At 45.0% G+C, this 18,311-nt stretch carries 15 protein-coding genes and 1 riboswitch; of the genes, 5 read left to right on the forward strand and 10 right to left on the reverse strand.

What is annotated here, in order from left to right:
- Positions 1-39: 39 nt before the first annotated feature.
- From R50345_RS25950 to R50345_RS25965, 4 genes are all read right to left on the reverse strand, one after another.
- Positions 40-3,708, reverse strand: coding sequence for a response regulator (locus R50345_RS25950; protein WP_042131047.1), 3,669 nt, complete (start codon positions 3,706-3,708; stop codon positions 40-42).
- Positions 3,705-4,877 (reverse strand): SpoIIE family protein phosphatase, encoded by a 1,173-nt coding sequence (locus tag R50345_RS25955; protein ID WP_042131048.1) that lies wholly within the window; start codon positions 4,875-4,877, stop codon positions 3,705-3,707. Before R50345_RS25955 ends, R50345_RS25950 begins: the two co-directional genes overlap by 4 nt.
- A 235-nt stretch (positions 4,878-5,112) precedes the next feature.
- Complete coding sequence (locus R50345_RS25960; RefSeq protein WP_052414744.1) at positions 5,113-5,637, reverse strand: hypothetical protein; 525 nt, start codon at positions 5,635-5,637, stop codon at positions 5,113-5,115.
- A gap of 60 nt (positions 5,638-5,697) precedes the next feature.
- Positions 5,698-6,204 carry a DUF948 domain-containing protein gene (locus R50345_RS25965; RefSeq protein ID WP_042131049.1) on the reverse strand — a complete coding sequence of 169 codons (507 nt, stop codon included), beginning with the start codon at positions 6,202-6,204 and terminating at the stop codon, positions 5,698-5,700.
- Positions 6,205-6,393: 189 nt separating this feature from the next.
- Here R50345_RS25965 and R50345_RS30980 point away from each other — a divergent pair, with 189 nt between their 5' ends.
- Entirely contained in the window at positions 6,394-6,561 is a 168-nt protein-coding gene (locus tag R50345_RS30980) for a DUF1328 family protein (protein WP_042131050.1), read from the forward strand.
- Between the two features lie 126 nt (positions 6,562-6,687).
- The gene (locus R50345_RS25975; protein ID WP_042131051.1) at positions 6,688-7,062 is read left to right on the forward strand and encodes a hypothetical protein; all 375 of its coding nucleotides are present in this window, start codon (positions 6,688-6,690) and stop codon (positions 7,060-7,062) included.
- A gap of 238 nt (positions 7,063-7,300) precedes the next feature.
- On the opposite strand, the gene R50345_RS25980 is transcribed toward R50345_RS25975, so the two are convergent.
- Together R50345_RS25980 and R50345_RS25985 are read right to left on the reverse strand one after the other, a co-directional pair.
- Positions 7,301-8,380, reverse strand: coding sequence for a C40 family peptidase (locus R50345_RS25980; protein WP_042131052.1), 1,080 nt, complete (start codon positions 8,378-8,380; stop codon positions 7,301-7,303).
- A 200-nt stretch (positions 8,381-8,580) separates the two neighbouring features.
- Positions 8,581-9,450, reverse strand: a complete 870-nt coding sequence (locus R50345_RS25985) for a cation diffusion facilitator family transporter (RefSeq protein WP_042131053.1) — start codon at positions 9,448-9,450, stop codon at positions 8,581-8,583.
- Between the two features lie 124 nt (positions 9,451-9,574).
- Here R50345_RS25985 and R50345_RS25990 point away from each other — a divergent pair, with 124 nt between their 5' ends.
- On the forward strand, positions 9,575-9,760 hold the full coding sequence (locus tag R50345_RS25990; protein ID WP_042131054.1) for a hypothetical protein: 186 nt from the start codon (positions 9,575-9,577) through the stop codon (positions 9,758-9,760).
- Positions 9,761-9,842: 82 nt separating this feature from the next.
- Here R50345_RS25990 and R50345_RS25995 read toward each other — a convergent pair whose 3' ends face one another.
- The 3 genes from R50345_RS25995 to R50345_RS26005 all read right to left on the reverse strand — a co-directional run bounded on the left by R50345_RS25995 (position 9,843) and on the right by R50345_RS26005 (position 13,314).
- Entirely contained in the window at positions 9,843-10,451 is a 609-nt protein-coding gene (locus tag R50345_RS25995; protein ID WP_042131055.1) for a histidine phosphatase family protein, read from the reverse strand.
- A 115-nt stretch (positions 10,452-10,566) separates the two neighbouring features.
- Entirely contained in the window at positions 10,567-12,192 is a 1,626-nt protein-coding gene (locus R50345_RS26000) for an ABC-F family ATP-binding cassette domain-containing protein (RefSeq protein WP_042131056.1), read from the reverse strand.
- 156 nt (positions 12,193-12,348) lie between these two features.
- A complete protein-coding gene (locus tag R50345_RS26005; protein ID WP_042131057.1) occupies positions 12,349-13,314 on the reverse strand; it encodes an MBL fold metallo-hydrolase in 966 nt (321 codons plus the stop codon).
- 242 nt (positions 13,315-13,556) lie between these two features.
- Between R50345_RS26005 and R50345_RS26010 the strand changes: the two genes are divergently transcribed.
- Together R50345_RS26010 and R50345_RS26015 are read left to right on the forward strand one after the other, a co-directional pair.
- Positions 13,557-14,693 (forward strand): virulence factor, encoded by a 1,137-nt coding sequence (locus R50345_RS26010; RefSeq protein ID WP_042131058.1) that lies wholly within the window; start codon positions 13,557-13,559, stop codon positions 14,691-14,693.
- Between the two features lie 103 nt (positions 14,694-14,796).
- Positions 14,797-15,002, forward strand: a riboswitch (Lysine riboswitch).
- 201 nt (positions 15,003-15,203) lie between these two features.
- Entirely contained in the window at positions 15,204-16,682 is a 1,479-nt protein-coding gene (locus R50345_RS26015) for an amino acid permease (protein WP_042131059.1), read from the forward strand.
- 475 nt (positions 16,683-17,157) lie between these two features.
- On the opposite strand, the gene R50345_RS26020 is transcribed toward R50345_RS26015, so the two are convergent.
- Positions 17,158-18,297 carry a transglutaminase domain-containing protein gene (locus R50345_RS26020; protein ID WP_042131060.1) on the reverse strand — a complete coding sequence of 380 codons (1,140 nt, stop codon included), beginning with the start codon at positions 18,295-18,297 and terminating at the stop codon, positions 17,158-17,160.
- Positions 18,298-18,311 lie beyond the last annotated feature (14 nt).

Consider the following 18,311-nt stretch of genomic DNA (forward strand, 5'->3'; position numbering starts at 1 on the left):
TTTTGTTAGTTCTTTTAAAGTATTACCCCAATATTGAGGTTACGAATACAGCCAAACTCGCATTAAAGATAGAAGTTGACCTGTAGCGATTGGCTTCTTCATATAGTCAGAGGCTCCAGCTTCAATACATTTGGCACGATCCTCTTTCATCGCTTTGGCGGTAAGTGCAATAATTGGCAGCTTCTGATACTGCGGCATCTCGCGGATCCGGCGCATAGCCTCATATCCGTCCATCTCCGGCATCATCATATCCATAAGCACAAGATCGAAATCTTCTTGCTCTACCAGCATTTCCAGCGCTTCGCGTCCATTCTCGGCAAACTTCACTTCCATATGATACTCTTCGAGTACGCTGGAGAGCGCAAAGACATTACGAATATCGTCATCAACGAGCAGGATCTTCTTTCCTTCAAACAATTCTTCTTTATTATGAAGCTTCTGCAGAATCTTACGTTTATCTTCCGGAAGATTGGCTTCTACCCGGTGTAAGAACAATGTAGTCTCATCCAATAACCGTTCTGGCGAACGTACATCCTTGATAATGATTGATTCCGCATACTTGCGTAGCTGTGTCTCTTCTTTACCATCCAAATCCTTACCTGTATAAATAATAATAGGAAGATCATTTAATTCCTCATCATCACGAATCTGATCCAGCAGATCGAAACCTGTCATATCCTCAAGCATCAGATCCAGAACCATACAATCATATCTCTGCTTCCGTAGCTCACTCAGTGCCTCCCCGCCAGTTGAAACTGCGGTTATGGCCACATCGTCGTGACCGATCAATTCCATGATAGAACGACGTTGAATTTCATCATCCTCAACAATCAGCAAGTACTTCAACGTACTGGAGGTATAGTTCTCGATTTGCGAGAACGCCCGCTCTAGAGCCTCTCTAGAAGATGGTTTTCTTAAATAAGCCATAGCCCCCATCATAAGCCCCTGCTTCACTTCATCATTCACAGAGATGACATGGACAGGAATGTGGCGGGTCTGTGATGCACTTTTTAACTCTCTAAGGATGGTCCAACCGTCCATAACGGGCAGCTGAATATCTAGAATAATCGCATCAGGCAGATAAGTCTTCGCCATCTGCAATCCGGTATCGCCTTGGAGGGCTACCAGTCCTTTGAATTTGCGGCCATGAGCCATATCCAGCAATATTTTAGCAAAGCTCTCATCGTCTTCAATAATAAGCAGAACCTTATCATTTGCAGTCAAATGATCCCGGTCATCATCGATCATCAATTGTGGGATCGGTGCATGGACCGGCGTGGGTACAAGGGTTGGAAGCCTATCTCCGAAATATTCCTCAAAGGGTGCATCCTCTACAGAAGCAGCAGCTTCTATCACTGCAGGTTGCCTACTATAATTTCCTTTAACCGGCAAATACATAGTAAAGGTACTACCTTGGCCCTCACGGGATTCCAGCACAATGGCTCCGCCCATTAAACGTGCTAACTCACGGCTGATGGACAAGCCTAAGCCTGTCCCCCCAAACTTACGACTGGTTGTTCCATCCACCTGTTGGAAGGCTTCAAACACGATATCGGTTTTGTCCGCCGGAATACCAATTCCGCTATCCTTCACAGCAATAGCAATATAGTCAGCTTCTCCTGGCAGATCTAGCGGAATAAGATTATCATCTGCTTGGCTAACAGAGAACTCAATAAATCCTTCCATAGTAAACTTAAAAGCATTAGAAAGCAGATTTCTTAGCACCTGCTTCAACCGATGACCATCGGCAATAACGCTATCTGGCAGCGGCTCGTTAAAGGTAATCCGTAAGGAAAGACCTTTTTTAAGTGCTTGCGGAGCAAAATTCTGCTTCACAAAGCTCTTCAGCTCAGTCAATTTAATTTCTTCTTGGTTTAGTTCCATTTTGCCTGCATCAACCTTGGACAAGTCCAAAATCTCGTCAATCATCTTCAGCAAGTCCGCACCTGACATATAGATCGTATGCGCAAATTCAACCTGCTTCTCTGACAAGTTGCCATCCTTATTCTCCGTAAGTAGCTGGGATAGGATCAAGAGACTGTTGAGCGGAGTTCGCAATTCATGGGACATGTTCGCCAAGAACTCAGATTTATATTTACTAGTAACGGATAATTGCTTAGCCTGTTTCTCTAATTGAATTTTTGCATGCTCAATCTCATCTTTCTTCTCTTCTACCTCTTGTACCTGTTCCTCTAAAGCACGGGTCTTGGCAATAAGTTCTGTATTATAATGCTCCAGTTCTTCCTGCTGACGCTGAAGCAGTTCTTCCGAGCGTTTAAGCGCATCTGTCTGCTCCTCCAAATTCTCATTGGAACGGCGCAATTCCTCTTGCTGAGTCTGTAATTCCTCGGATTGACACTGTAGCTCTTCCGTAAGTGCTTGGGAATCACGTAACAATTTCTCCACGATCAAACGGCGGCTAATATTATTAAAAATAATACTTAAATTATTTGCGAGCTGTTGCAGCAAATCATTTTCCAAGCTGCTAAAAGGCTGGAATGAAGCAAATTCTACTACGCCAAGCAGTTCGTCTTCAAATATAAGCGGATGGATAGAAATATATCCAGGCTGTGCATCCACGAATCCGGACTTAACAGATGAATAGTCTTCCGGGGCCTTCTCCAGTCTGATCGGGTGCATATCGAGCGCACTTTGACCTACGAGCCCTTCTCCAATCACAAAACCGTCCTTAGGTTTCTTATCATTGTCTACTGCATAATATCCACTGCTTCGTAAAAAATCAGGACGATTGGCATCTTTTAAATATACAGCTCCGAACTGTGCTCCCAGCACAGGGGTAAACTCATTGATGAAGGTCTGTGAGACCTGGTCTAAGGAGCTAACACCTCGCAATAGTTCCGTCACCCGAGCAACATTCGCATTCAGCCAGGATTGGTCATTCTGCGCTTGCGCATAGGCCTGTTCCATTTGCTGCTTCTGTTCAAGATCTAAAGCCATCTTTTTAAAGACAAGAGCAACCTCACCAATTTCATCTTTAGTAGTAACCTTTATGCGCCGTATGGCCCTCACCTTACCGTTGCCAAAGCTGGTAATCATCATCGAAACGACATTAAGCCCCCGAGTGATGCTTGGGATGATCCATAGAACTACTCCAAGTCCGAGAAGTAAGCCCATAATCATCATTAGAACTACCATCTGAGTCGAACTTTTATAAGCTTCGTTGGCCTTCGTACTCTCTTCATTCATAATAAAAGCATTATAATCAGAGAGACTGTTCAGAGCGTTTAACACGGCATTCTGAATCGCTTGTCCCTCTGTGTTGGAATACGTGCTAGCATTCTGAAAATAACCAGCCGATAGCAGTTTCAATACCTTTTCCTGATAATTTAAATAAGTAGTGTACGCACCATCTATTTGACTGACCATTTGCATTTCTTCAGCGCTAGTCATCGACGCTTTTATTTTCTCGTAGTGCTCATTCGCTTTAGTAATCTTTTTACCAATCTCATTCTTTTGAGATTCTACCGATGATGCATCGGCACTTAACATGGTCGTGGTCAATATTCGTGCCATATCATTGACTTCTCCACGCATCCCCGAAGAAGACCGCCCCTTCATATATCTATCCTGATATCCTTCCAGTTGGTTATTCATATAATTTAAGCGGTCGTATCCTATCATCGTAAGTGCAAGCATAATCGCTAACATGGCACTGAAGCCAATTAAGAGTTTAGCCTTTATCTTCATCCTCTATCTGTTCCCTTCTTCAGTGAGATCCACACAATACACTTATCATCATCACGCTCTTTAGGAACCTCAACATTGAAAAAAGCAGCTCGAATAGCTTCTTCATTCCACTCATGTTCAACATTTAAATGTTGAATCATAAACTTCAACTGCTCTTCTTGTTCGCCCTCAACCAGTTCCAATAGACCATCTGTATAAAGAACTAGATGCCCTTCATCTTCATAGGTTAAGCTCTGTGGCTGAATATCAATCCGTTCAAACAGACCTACCGGGTGACAGTTACTTTCCAGCATGACTGGAGTCTTAGCCACACCTTCGAAAAACAGCGCAGGTGGATGCCCGGCGTTGACGTAGTCAATACGTTTCATACGGGTATCTATCACGAGATAAATAGTCGTAAAGTAGTATTGAATCAACTTTTTTTCAATATACAGCTGATTAAACCTTCGATTGAGCTCCTGAATAACCTTTTCCGGTTCTACATACGTAGTTACCGTGTCCTTTAAAACAGATGCAAGAAACATACAAAAAAGTGATGACGATATTCCGTGTCCCATAATGTCCAGCAGAATCACGCCATATCGGCCATCACCAAGGGGGTACCATGCGTATAAATCACCGGCAAGCTCAGAGGATGGCTGATAGATGGCATTGACCTCAAAATTCTCTTCCTGAAGCGGTAAGCTCAACACAGCATTCTGAACAAGTGCGGCCAGTCTCAATTCTTCCTGAATACGCTGATCCCGTTCCTTATGCCAATCTTTCTCTCGCTTCAACCGGAGCGCAAGCCGAATTCGGGCCATGAGCTCCACTTTGTTAATCGGTTTCGTAACATAATCTACTGCACCTGCATCCAGTGCCTCAGCCAGCTTCTTGGAATCACCAACTGCTGTAACCATTATTATTGGAATATCCTTAAGATGTTCGTATTGCTGTACAACACGACATGCCTCGATTCCATCCATTTCCGGCATCATCATATCCAGTAAAATCAGATCGATATCTGACATCCGAGGACGTCCATCTTCACTAACAGTACCGATTCCCAGCCGTGTAAGCATCTCTTTTGCAGAGGATGCAGTTACGAAATTTCGGTAATCTTCTTTTTTCAGGATTTCACGGATAATGATAACATTAGTCGGATTGTCATCTACGATTAAGATTCTCATCATCTTCACCTCACACAAATTGTATTACGACCGTAAAATTCTGCGACTCATTACCTATATCATACGCTATTTAAAACCGTTATATCTATTTTTATAATATGTAAATATAGTAATAGGTTCATTTACGTGTTCAGCAAAGTAACCTCCCGAACCACTACACCTAGTGGTTCGGGAGGTTACTCTATGGTAAAGACAGCCGCTGATTATTAACCAAAATGATCAAAAGTGAAACACATTAAGAAGAAATACTATCAAATAAATCGATACCTTCGAATTCACCTGCCAAATTTCGATATATTTTGAGCGCATTATTTCCTCTCATATATACGTCACCATCTTCAGCTATAAAATACGGTTTCCCCAAGGTTGATTGCACATTATCCTTCACGGGATCAATTCCTACCCCATCTACCTGCAGACCGAACTGCTGCGCTTGAGAAGGTGAGACATGCACATATAATACAAAGCCCTCGCCAACACCGACTGTCACATCTGTGTAGTGGTACTCCACTGTCCCTTGCAATGGATCATTTGTTACCGTAAGGGGATTCCCCTTGCTCAGAAGCAGTTCTTCCTTTGTGGCATATAAAGAGACTCCTTGCAGTGAATCAAACCGATTTATAGAAGGGCTGGATTCTGCAATATGCTCAAAGGCCAGAACAGACTTAGGCTGTTCAATAAATGTTGAGATAGGTGTCAACTGTGGAGACGCATCAAAGTATGGGGAAAGAAGACTAAACAAAAGAATGATAATGTTCATGTTGTTATCCCACCTTTCTTATCTGCAGCCGCCATTTACAGAAGACTTGCTGCCTTAAGTTTAATGACGGAATTTTTTCCAAAGAGTTGCAGCTACATCTACACCTTTTAACACAGTAGCTATTTTCCCCGGTGCTTTCTCGGCATTAACAGCATCATAGGAGTTAACCGTACGTTCCTCGGCTGCAGTCAGTGGAACTTCTTTTACGGATACTCCCTTACGCTTCTCCCTCAGTTCATGCGATTTACGATATCTCTCAATCACAGTTACTGAGACTTGCTTAACGGTTAAGGTTAACTCATTCATAACTTCTCCCAAATTCTTCACAGAATCTATGACAGGATCAATCTTCTGAATTTTATTCTGTACATCAGCGGTAATTTCATTGGCATGTCTGACTGTAGTCTTCACTTCATAAGTCAGTTCATCCATCGTCTTCTGCACTTCCACCAAGGTCTGGCTTACTTTGTCGAGAGATTGCTTCGCTGACTGCAAAGTCTTAATTAGAAAGAAAACAAGTATTGCAAATGCGATAGCAACGAGAGCTACACTAAGTTCAATAATCATATTCATAACCCCTTCCAAATCTCATAAATAGCGGCTTTTCAGCCTTGTATACTGCATAGTTACCCCTAGTACCATAGGCCGAAACATTCTGTCGAGCGTTGTCAAAACTCCCTTCTCCCCTTTGTTTCAGAATCAAAGTCCCCGTTTATACAATGACTACAAATACAAAAAAAGGATAGGTGATATGTAATGTTAAAATGGTCCGCAATTCTACTAGTTGTAGCTGTAATCGCTGGTATATTTGGTTTCTTTAATCTTGTAGCAGCCGCTGCAGGTCTTGCAAAGATACTATTCTTCGTCTTCTTGGTTCTGTTTGTTGTTTCCCTCTTCACGGGACGCAGAGGTCGATCGATGTAGCCTCCTCCCATAAGTATCCATATATCTTATTCATCATGCAGAAAGTATAGGTCATTCGCACACAGATGTCACTTGAGAAAATAATAAAAATTTATGAATCTGGTTCATAATAAGGAGGAACTAAACATGAAAAAATTCGCCAGCATTACACTAGCCTTAGGACTTATGGCTTCAATAGCCGCTACTGCATCAGCCGCTGAGGTAACAGGTACAACTACAGACGCTACGACAGTTAATGGAAGCACTTACACTAATACTTTCGAAACGATCATTACGCCATCGGATATTACTCCAGCAACACCACAAATTGTTCTGACCGAAAAAACAGCCTTCCACTTTTCAGTCGGCAGTATGATTCCCGCAGGCTGGCTTAGCCCTCAAATGCTTGACACTACAGGTGAAGTGATTACGGATACTTGGGGCAATGAATGGAGAGAAATTTATACTTGGCTAGGAAAAGCGTGGGTTAAGGTTCCTGTGGCTGCCAATGTAATTATGTAATTAGCTCCGAAAAGCTGATAACAAGCATAAACGCCTTCGGCGTCCCTATAAGGACGGCAAGTGTTTATGCGAGAAATATAAGGATAATTTATAGCACGGAACGTATAAATCCTTATATTTACCAAAAGATACCCCCTCAGTAGATATGATTCTACTGAGGGGGTATCTTTTGCACTTACGCCGCCTTTGTTCACCCGTCACAAACATGCGATGCTGCCGCTTCTGTGTACCTATATAATTATCGGATGACCGATCCCCCAAAGAGGAAACGATTCGTCCAAGAAGCGCTTAACTGATCTACTTTTACCCCGCCTGAAGCTACGGAATACGTATGAATAATTTGTCCATCTCCCAGATACATAGCAACATGTGATATTCTAGCCTTGGATTTATCAATCCCTGCATAAGCTGAAGCAGAATTCCCTTTATAATCCATGAAGAACATTAGATCACCGCGTTTTAAACCTGAGGTAGACGTAACCACCGTACTGTTTGATTTCACCCAATCTCCCTGTTGACGAGAATCAGCAGGTAGTTTCAAATTCAGAGCATCCATGAAAATTTGGCGAATAAAATCAGAACAATCGAAGGTACTTGTATCATTTCTGCTAGATCCAAACTCATAAGGTGTACCAAGATAGCCCATCCCTGCTGAGATTACACTCTCGATTTGGGCCGAAGCCCCAGGTGTCGAAATAGGTGGTGCTGGTGGTACCGATGGTGTTGGTGTCGGCGTTACCGTCCCAGTCCCCCCGTTACCAGCAAACGAAATATATTGATCACTTGAACTTATATATCCAATGCTACCATCAGAGGTTTGAATTTGATACCAGTAGCTGTTCGGCTCTGCCAGAAGTTGTACTTGTTCCCCCTTCTTCAGAAGTCTCAGTACTTTTCCGCTTGTAGAAGGAGTAGTTCGAAGATTCACTCCGTACTTAATAGTTCCCGTTTGTGCTGATGGTGCAGTTGGTGTACCTACTGAAGATGAATTTACGCTGATATACTTATCATCCGTGCTTGTGTAACCTACGGATCCATCTGCTGTCTTCACTTGATACCAATAGTTATTCGGTTTTGCCACAATCTGCACTTGATCGCCCTTTTGCAAATACTTCACTACTTCTCCACTTGTAGAAGGTGTGCTGCGAAGGCGAACACTTGCCTCGATGACCGCGGTTTGACCGGCTGCTGCCGCCATAACTGAATTTGATGGACTTGAGGCTGCTGCTGCATTTCCAGGAGCAGATACTCCTAAACCTGCAACAATTGCAGCTGAAACCAACAAGGATGCTGTTAATTGCTTATGTGATTTAATCATACGTTCCCCCAATACCATGATGAGATTTCAACAAAGGTGTGTACTACATTCCTTTATGCCCTCATTATAGGCTTGCCCGGGATTTGGAACATGCTCCAAATTGCACATATAATCATGCCACTTTATGGTAAAATACAGGACTAAAGTCTTGAATCCTCCTTAAATATGTTTGTTTCTTCCTTAAATTAGCATTTTTAAGTTTAATCTTTAGGTTCCACATGCACCTGCACATTCATAATATTATGCAGCTTGCTCATTCTCTCTTCGATGGAATCACTGATTTTATGACCCTCTACCACTGTAATATTTGCGTCAACCTCCACTACAACATCCACGTGCACATGGTTCCCATGCACCCGTGCCTTTACATCTTTAATTCCCTCTACTCCCGGTGTACGAGCGATCGTACTGCGGAGATCCATCAACCGATCTTCATCAAAGCCATCCGTAAGCCGATAAGTTGAGTCACGGAAAATATCCCATGCTGTCTTTAAGATAATCAGACCGACAACTACGGCTGCCGCAGAATCAATCCATGGCAGTCCGAACTGAGCACCCACAATTCCAACAGCAGCCCCAACACTAACCATAGCATCCGAAAAATTATCTTTTGCCGCTGCCATTAGTGCGCTACTATTTATCTGCTTAGCCAGCCTTTTGTTGTATATGTATACTCCCATCATTGCCACTGCACACACTAAAGCCACACCCGCAGACCATAGCTGCGGCGTTTCTTTTGCACGATCGAAAAAAGAACGCACCGCCTCCACAATGACCTGAATACCTACTACCGCCATAATAAAAGAGGCCAACAATGCAGCTACTGTCTCTGCCCGAAAATGTCCATAAGCATGGTCAGAGTCAGGAGGCTTTCTCGAAATCCGCAGACCAACCAATACGGCTGCCGATGCCACGATGTCAGTTAAATTATTGACCCCGTCCGCGACCAATGCATTAGAGGCGAATAGATAACCGCTAATCAGTTTGAATGTCGATAAAATGAGGTAAGCCGCTATGCTAACCCAAGCTCCACGCTCGCCTTTACGTATATCTTCGTAAATATCAACCATTTTGGCTATCTCCTCGTTTTCTGTTTGGTTAGAAAAGAATTCTTTCAATTATTCTTGCCCTTGTAGCAGCATTTAAAAACAATTAGAATAAAGTGAAGGACTTGCTTCGAAGGAGGTTATCATAATGAGCGAAAGCAATGAAAAAGGAAAAATCAATTTAGCTGAAGCTATCCGGCAAAAGCTGGAGCAGAAGAAACAACAATCTTCCTCCAAACCTGGATCAACTTTTCAGGCCGGCTCCGCCAAACCGCTAAAAAGTCAGAATAACAAAAAGCCTAACAACCAACGCCGTCGTACCGGCGGATCCTAGTACTATCTTATAAACATAAAAGGCTGCCTATCCCTCAGGGACAACGCAGCCTTTTATGCGTTCGTCTCCCTTTAAGGATGGGCTAGAACTCATCAAATTCATTACTGATTCTCTTTATTGTACAATTAGCCAACTGAAAACATGCGCTTTGGGAAACCTCAAGTGCTAAGGTCTCCTGTCTTGTAAGCCCCGCGTATACTCCGCGTAGAATTCTACTTGTTAATCCATGTGTGACCGCTATGACCTGCGGAGAAGAAGACACGCTATCCAGCCAGTCTGCGACACGCTCTTGAACCGCCTCGTAGCTCTCTCCGTCTGGGGAGTGAAAGTACCAATCATACATAGTAGTTCCAGTAAGTCTATTGGCCCAGTCCTGTTCAATCTCTTTGAGCGTTAACCCTGACCATGATCCGACGGATACCTCACTTAGCCTGGAATCCGTTTCTACTTTATTGAAATCGTAACCTAAGATTTCACACAAAATCTGTGTGCTTTGCAGCGCTCTCCCAAGAGGACTTGAAATCACCCTCCACTCGGAGGATTGATCTACGGAATAACGAAGCAGCCTCGCCATTTGTCTGACTTGTTCCACTCCATGCTCAGTCAGAGGTGAATCCAATTGGCCTTGGTAACGACCTTGCGTATTAAACTCGGTCTCCCCATGCCTCATAATAAAAATTGCTCTGTCCACAGCCTTCACCTACCGTTAACTTTTCGAAATTGAAATTATAAAGACAGCTACCCTAATCCTATAAGGATTAGAGTAGCTGCTTAACGGGTTCCTTCCGCTTTGAGGAAGGCAAATATTATACTTCTACAGGATACATGCGTTGGCGCATTTCCTTAATTTCAGGATTCTCCAAATACTCATCGTAAGTCATCGTGCGATCAATTACACCTGTAGGTGTGATTTCGATGATACGGTTAGCAATGGTTTGGATGAACTGATGGTCATGGGAAGTAAAGAGAATAGTCCCGTCGAAATCGATCAGTCCGTTGTTCAGTGCCGTAATGGATTCCAGATCCAAGTGATTGGTAGGTTCATCGAATACAAGCACGTTCGCACCGTTCAGCATCATTTTCGCCAACATACAGCGAACCTTCTCGCCCCCGGACAGTACACTTGCTTTCTTCAGTGCTTCTTCTCCGGCAAACAGCATCCGTCCAAGGAATCCACGCAGGAACGTCTCATCCTGATCTTTAGAATACTGACGCAGCCATTCTACGAGATTCAAGTCCACGCCATCGAAATAGCTGGAGTTGTCTTTCGGGAAATAAGCTTGAGTTGTAGTGACTCCCCATGCATATTCACCCGCATCCGCTTCTTGCTCGCCCATGATCACATCAAACAGAAGTGATTTAGGCTGAGAGTAAGGGCCCACGAAAGCAATCTTATCGCCTTTGTTAACTACAAAGCTAATTTCATCAAGAACCTTCTCACCTTCAACCGATTTGGTCAATCCGCTGATCGTCAGCAGCTGCTTACCTGCTTCACGTTCAGGTTTGAAGTTGAGGAACGGATATTTACGGTTGGATGGACGAATGTCATCCAGTGTAATTTTCTCAAGTTGTTTCTTACGAGAAGTTGCCTGTTTAGACTTGGAAGCATTGGCCGAGAAACGCTGAATAAAGGCTTGCAGTTCCTTGATCTTGTCTTCCTTCTTCTTGTTCGAATCACGCTGCAAAGCTTGAGCAAGCTGACTGGACTCGTACCAGAAGTCGTAGTTACCAACGTACATCTGGATTTTGCCAAAATCAATATCCGCAATATGCGTACATACTTTGTTCAAGAAGTGACGGTCATGGGATACGACAATAACAGTACCTTCATAATCCATGAGGAAGTTCTCTAACCAGCCAATGGATTCGAGATCCAAGTGGTTGGTAGGCTCATCGAGCAGGAGGTTATTTGGACGGCCAAACAAGGCTTGTGCCAAGAGTACCCGTACCTTCTCATTGCCGCTCAGTTCGGCCATTTTCTTATCATGTAGTTCACGCATAATGCCTAGACCGATCAGCATAGCCGCCGCATCAGGCTCTGCATCCCAGCCATTAAGTTCTGCAAATTCGCCTTCTAGCTCACCGGCACGTAGACCATCGGCTTCCGTGAAATCAGACTTCGCATAAAGCGCGTCCTTTTCTTTCATGATTTCATAAAGACGAGTGTGACCCATAATAACTGTTTCAAGTACTGGGAATTCATCGTACTCGAAATGGTTTTGCTTCAGAACTGCAAGGCGTTCACCTGGTGTTATATGAACATCACCCGTGTTCGCTTCAATCTCCCCGGACAGAATTTTCAGAAAGGTTGATTTACCAGCACCATTGGCACCAATCAAACCATAGCAGTTACCAGGGGTGAATTTTATGTTTACATCTTCGAAGAGAGCGCGTTTTCCGTAGCGGAGTGTTACGCCGCTTGTGCTAATCATTACGCATTACCATCCTTTTCACTTTAGGGTTTCGGCTCATTATAGCATAAAATCAGTGCAAAAATCCCGTGAAATAGGCATTTAAGCTGATCTCTCTCCTACGAAACTTATTCCAACTGTTTTAAGGCGACAACTTTCCAGGAGGAAATTTTTCAATTATTGTCCAGACGTGCGATTCTCCGATTGTACAACCAGTGTTTCTCCATAACTGAGCGTACGAATTCGGTTCTCAGAAATCCCGTGTTTAACTCGGGCGCTTTCCATGCGATCCAATGCTTCCCGGGCGGTATCATCAGCAAGTCTGAAGGTACCATAATGCATCGGAATCATGGTCTCCGCTCCTACATCTAGGAAGGCTTGTATCGCCTCCTCTGGATTCACATGCTGAGAGGTCATGAACCACTCCGGTTCATAGGCCCCAATCGGCATAAGCGCGATATCAATCTTATAACGGTTTCCGATCTCCTTAAAACCTGGAAAATACCCGCTGTCCCCAGCGAAATAAAGGTTCGGAGAAAGCCTCTTGTTCTCAGACTCGGCGGGCTCCAAGATATACCCACCCCAATGAGAAGTATTCGTATCCCAAGGCGTTCTCCGCGTCCAGTGCTGGGTAGGTACAAAAGTAAGCTTGATTTTTCCTAGCTTAATCTCCTGCCACCACTCCATTTCCATACAGTTGCGGAACCCTTTGCGAAGCATTTTTCGCTTCAGACCTACAGGAACTACAAGCGTCGTCCCTGCCCGATATAATTTGCGGATAGAGGCTATGTGCAAGTGATCATAATGAGAGTGCGAAATCAGAATCAGATCAATCGGCGGCACTTCACTAATCGCGATCCCAGGTTGTCCCAATCTTTTCTCAAAGCCTAGCCTTCTTGCCCAGATGGGATCTGTAATGATATTCATCCCCTCATATTGAAGGAAGAATGTTGAATGCCCAATCCACGTAATGGTAGACTCCAAACTATTCTCCGACAGATAAGATAATCTGGGCGGCGTATTTGGCACAACATATGAATAGTCCTTCTTCTTGCGACGACGCTCCTCACGCCACTGGCGAAATTCTTTTAGTGTTTTATCTGTACTTACATTGTCGACATTATGGTAACGAGTTTTAGGCATAAAGCACCTCTTCTACAGAGTTTGCCGCGCAATCCTAGCTTTAGCGAATATACTACAACTATATTGAACAGCAGCGCATTTTGCAAAATATACAAATAGCATAAGAAAGGTTCGCCCTTTTATTCATCGCATTGCAGAACTTAGCGAAATAATAGAAGTGTTATTTTGTGTTTCACGCCAGAAATGAGATAATATGTGTATAAAGTATGACGGTCCATATACCGTTCAAGGGGGAGCTACGTATGAAGATTACATTTATTGAACCGACTCCTAGTCCAAATACGATGAAGCTTCATTTGGACGAAAGTTTAGAACCCGGAATTCGCAGAACCTATACGCCAGAAAGCGAGCGTTCCGCACCTGCTTGGGCACGTGAAATGTTAACGATACCGGGCGTTACTAGCATTTATCATGCTGCTGACTTCGCAGCACTTGAGCGCAAAGGCAACGCTGATTGGGCGGCCATTCTAAGAGAAGTTCAAAGCCGCTTCGGGAGTAGTGACGGATTGACCGGAGATTGGAGCCTAGCTGACGAGGATGCCGGTGCGCATTTTGGGGAAGCACAAGTCTTCGTCCAAATGTTCCGCGGAATACCGATGCAAATCCGCGTAAAAACAGGCGCGAATGAGGAGCGCATATCCTTAGCTAACCGCTTCACGAAAGCGGTTATGGATGTAGCCAGCGCCGTAATGATCAAAGAGCGCAAGCTCACCGATTACGGCGTGCGTTATGGCGAGCCCGCGGACATTGCGCGCGAGGTCGAGCAAGAGATCGAAGCGGCGTATCCGCAGGCACGCCTCGACTCCCTCGTGCAGCAAGCCATTGCGCACGGAGCCGAAGGCGAGTTCGTCGAGCAGAGACGAACTCGCACTCAGGATGAGCTGCTGCGAGACCTGAAGCATGAGGATTGGCGCGTGCGCTACGCCGCGCTAGAGGATCTTTCGCCGACGGCGGAGCTCCTGCCGGAGCTTAAGGCGGCGCTACACGATCCCAAGCTGCATATTCGCAGGCTTGCGGTCGTGTATCTGGGCGACCTTCGCACGCCCGAGGCGATGGAGCTGCTCTATGAGGCAATGGCAGACAGTGCGCCAGCCGTAAGACGTACGGCTGGCGATACCCTGTCCGACATCGGCGATCCTGCCGCCACGCCAGTGATGACGGCGGCACTAACGGATAAGAGCAAGCTTGTCCGCTGGCGCGCGGCTCGTTTCCTTTATGAAGTCGGCACATCCGAAGCTCAAGATGCGCTCACGCTTGCTGCGGATGATCCAGAGTTCGAGGTTGGACTTCAGGCCAAGATGGCTTTGGAGCGCATCGCCTCAGGTGAAGCTGCAGCGGGCACCGTCTGGCAGCAGATGTCAGAACGCCGCCGCAATTAACAGTGAAGTACCTGATTTTGTCATTGCTTTGAGATGTAAACTTGCTTTATACTAATTCCTGTTGTTTATAAATGAATGAAGTAAAGATAGCCTCGTCATACTAGGATGAGGTAGAGGTCGCGGATATAAAGAGTACGCGTGTGGAGACGTTAGAGCCGTCTATGAATCACGCCGAAAGGAATATCTGCCGAAGCTTGCGCTGTAGCTCTTACAGCGGTGCAGGCTGGGGCCGTTGCCGAAAGGCACGGAACTGTCACATTGTAGAGCCTGCGTAAGTAGCAGACTGCAATGTGTTGCGCTATCTTCACAGGGAGTATGATGCGGAGCTGTATAGATGGAGGCCGCAGACATAGTTTGCGGCTTCTTTGCGTTTACAGAATTTGTATGTTTCGTACAATCATCCATAACCTTCTGGAAATCACGAAGTATACCTCCCGTTTTGCGGGAGTCAGCAGCTCAGCACTCCCCGTTCATGAACAGTAAGATTAGATCATAAGGAGTGTCATATTCATGCAGGGCAATCAGCAAAACCCAGCGCAAGGCAACATTAATCAGCCTGCGCTAAAAAAATCGTTCAAAGCAAGACATTTGACCATGATCGCGCTTGGCGGATCTATTGGTACGGGTCTGTTTCTAGCCAGTGGCGGTGCGATCGCTTCAGCAGGACCTGGTGGAGCGCTTCTAGCTTATACGGCTGTGGGTGTAATGGTTTATTTTCTCATGACTAGTCTTGGGGAGCTTGCCACCTATTTACCGGACTCCGGGTCTTTCAGTACCTACGGTACTCGTTTCGTCAGTCCCGCCTTTGGCTTCGCCATCGGGTGGAACTTCTGGTATAACTGGGCGGTTACGATTGCAGCAGAGCTATCGGCAGCTACCGTCATCATTAAATATTGGTTCCCGGACAGTCCTTCCTTTCTCTGGAGTCTGGTGTTTCTACTGCTGATGTTCGGCCTTAATTTCCTATCTGCTCGTGGCTACGGGGAATCAGAATATTGGTTTGCCATTATCAAAATCATTACCGTTATCGCCTTCCTCGTTGTCGGAGTCCTCATGATATTCGGCATTATGGGTGGAGAAGCCGTAGGCTTCAGTAACTTCCAAATCGGGGGCAGCTCCTTCCATGGTGGCTTCTTCGCCTTCGTCGGGGTCTTTATGGCAGCCGGATTCTCGTTCCAGGGTACCGAGCTAATCGGTGTTGCTGCTGGTGAGAGCGAGAACCCACGCCGCAACGTTCCAATTGCGATCCGCCAAGTATTCTGGCGTATATTAATCTTTTATATCCTTGCTATATTTGTAATCGGAATGTTGATTCCTTATACGAATCCTGATCTTCTACGCGGGGGTATCGATGATATCGGAGTCAGTCCGTTTACGATCGTGTTCAATAAGGCAGGGCTTGCAATTGCTGCATCCGTAATGAATGCCGTCATTCTAAGCTCCGTATTATCAGCCGGGAACTCCGGGATGTACGCCTCTACCCGTGTCCTGTATGCAATGGCTAAGGATGGCATGGCTCCACGCGCACTGGGCAAGCTCAATCGCCGTGGTGTCCCTGTTGGCGCTTTGCTAGTAACTACGGCTGTCGGAATGCTCGCCTTTCTCGCTTCATTCTTTGGTGACGGAGCCGTATATAACTGGCTACTGAATGCCTCTGGTATGTGCGGATTTATTAACTGGTTGGGTATTGCAGTCTGCCATTACCGTTTCAGACGAGCATTTATAGCACAAGGGCATTCGCTAGATGAACTACCTTACCGAGCTAGATGGTTCCCATTCGGACCTATCTTTGCCTTAGGACTTTGTATTGTAGCTATTCTCGGTCAGAATATGGGCGCCTTCTCAGGCGGAAATATCGACTGGTATGGTATCGCCGTTTCCTATATCAGTTTGCCGCTGTTTGTCTTGATCTGGGTCGGCTATCGCTGGTTCCGGAAGAGTAATATTATTCCTTTGGATAAATGCGACCTAAGTACTCACCCAGAATAAATAGACCCGTTAAAAGTGGGTGTCTCAAAAGTAACTTTGGGCAACCTCTGAGTGGTAAAATATTGTTAAAATGCAAATAAAGGAGCTAAGCAGTCTGTAGACGCCTAGCTCCTTTATTTTTGGCTTTCCCTGCAGCTAAGCTAGGTGAGAGGAATTAGGGAAAATCTCCCTAAAAGTAGATGGAAAGCTCTTTAATTGAATGCAATTAGGGAATTACTCCCTAATAATTGAGTCAATTATATATATTTACCACCAAATAGGGTGAATTTCAGGGAGGAATTCCCTGATTATTAGTCTTAAGAGCTGAAATCGCTGAATTTCAGGGACATTTTCCCTAATTGTTAATCGGTGGTAATCCAGTTTGTAGGCATTAATGAAGTAACACACAAAGAGACTTACAAACAAGAACCATTAAAAGTCAAGGGACGTCCCGTAGCCATTTAGGCTTATGGGATGTCCTTTTTTTGTTATCCTTCTATTCCCAAGTCACAAACACTTTGAGATCACCCGTATTGTCAAAAGCAGAACTGGAGTAAGATACATCCTCTAGTCCAAGCTTGTATAGCTCCTGCAGGTCATTCTTAAGCTTGGTCCCACTCCCTTGATAACGGAATAATATAGACACTTCACCGGAGGCAATTGCCTTATTCGCTAGCCGAGTCAGATCTCCTACCGAACGTACAATTAGCTCCTCGGCATATAGCTCATAATTGAGATCCTTCTGAAGCTGTTTATAGACAGCCGCATTCTGTCCTCCACGCTCCACAAGCGCAGTCAAGGTCTTATGATAACCTACAGAAGCTGCCGGATAAGACTTCGTCCAGCTATGGTCCTGACGCATCTGGGCATCCGTTCTCAAGTAGTATGCTGTGCTAACCACACCTGCCTTATCAGGTGTCGGGTCATCCCAAGTTGTGTCGAGATGATACCACCGTCCATCTAACAGCACAAGATTCCAGGCATGCAACTGGCTGCGTCCTCCAGGCTGTTTGGCTGTACCCTCAACGATCTTATTCGTGAATCCAGCCTCCTTTAACAGCTTATAGGTCAACAGCGAATACCCTTGGCAAACGGCGCTGCCACTCTTCAACCCTTCATAAGCTGTGTACTTGCGATATGAGGTATCATACTTCAGATGAAGCACCACCCAGTCGTGGATAGCCTTCACCTTCTGATGATTGTTCATGCCCGGCGTTATGATCTTCTTCAACGCAGCCTTCACTTCTTTGTTCACAAAAGCCGTCTGCTCCAACGTCTCCAAATATTTCACTTCCACCGTAACTTTTACAGAGCTTGAGCTTCCTCGATAAGTATATCCGTAGCTGTCTATAATGTAATACAAATAAGGGTCACTAGCCATCGCTTGATCCAGGGCCGCTTGTATTTTCGTTTTCAAATTTGAAGCTTTGCTCTCATAAGTAAAAGTAATGGTCTCTCTACGATTGTTCATTGCACCCGTTAGCTTCTGCGCTACTTCGTTTACAGAACGAAGGGTGGGTGAACTCGAAGCCGCATAAGCATGACCCCAGCCCCAATAAATCATTGGTGGAATAGCAGCGAATATAATCACTCCTCCCAGAATGATCTTTACTAGTGTAAAGCGTTTTTTCCACATATATATTCCGTTCC

Origin of the sequence: Paenibacillus sp. FSL R5-0345, assembly GCF_000758585.1 — a bacterium.
Classification (GTDB): Bacteria; Bacillota; Bacilli; order Paenibacillales; family Paenibacillaceae; genus Paenibacillus_AQ.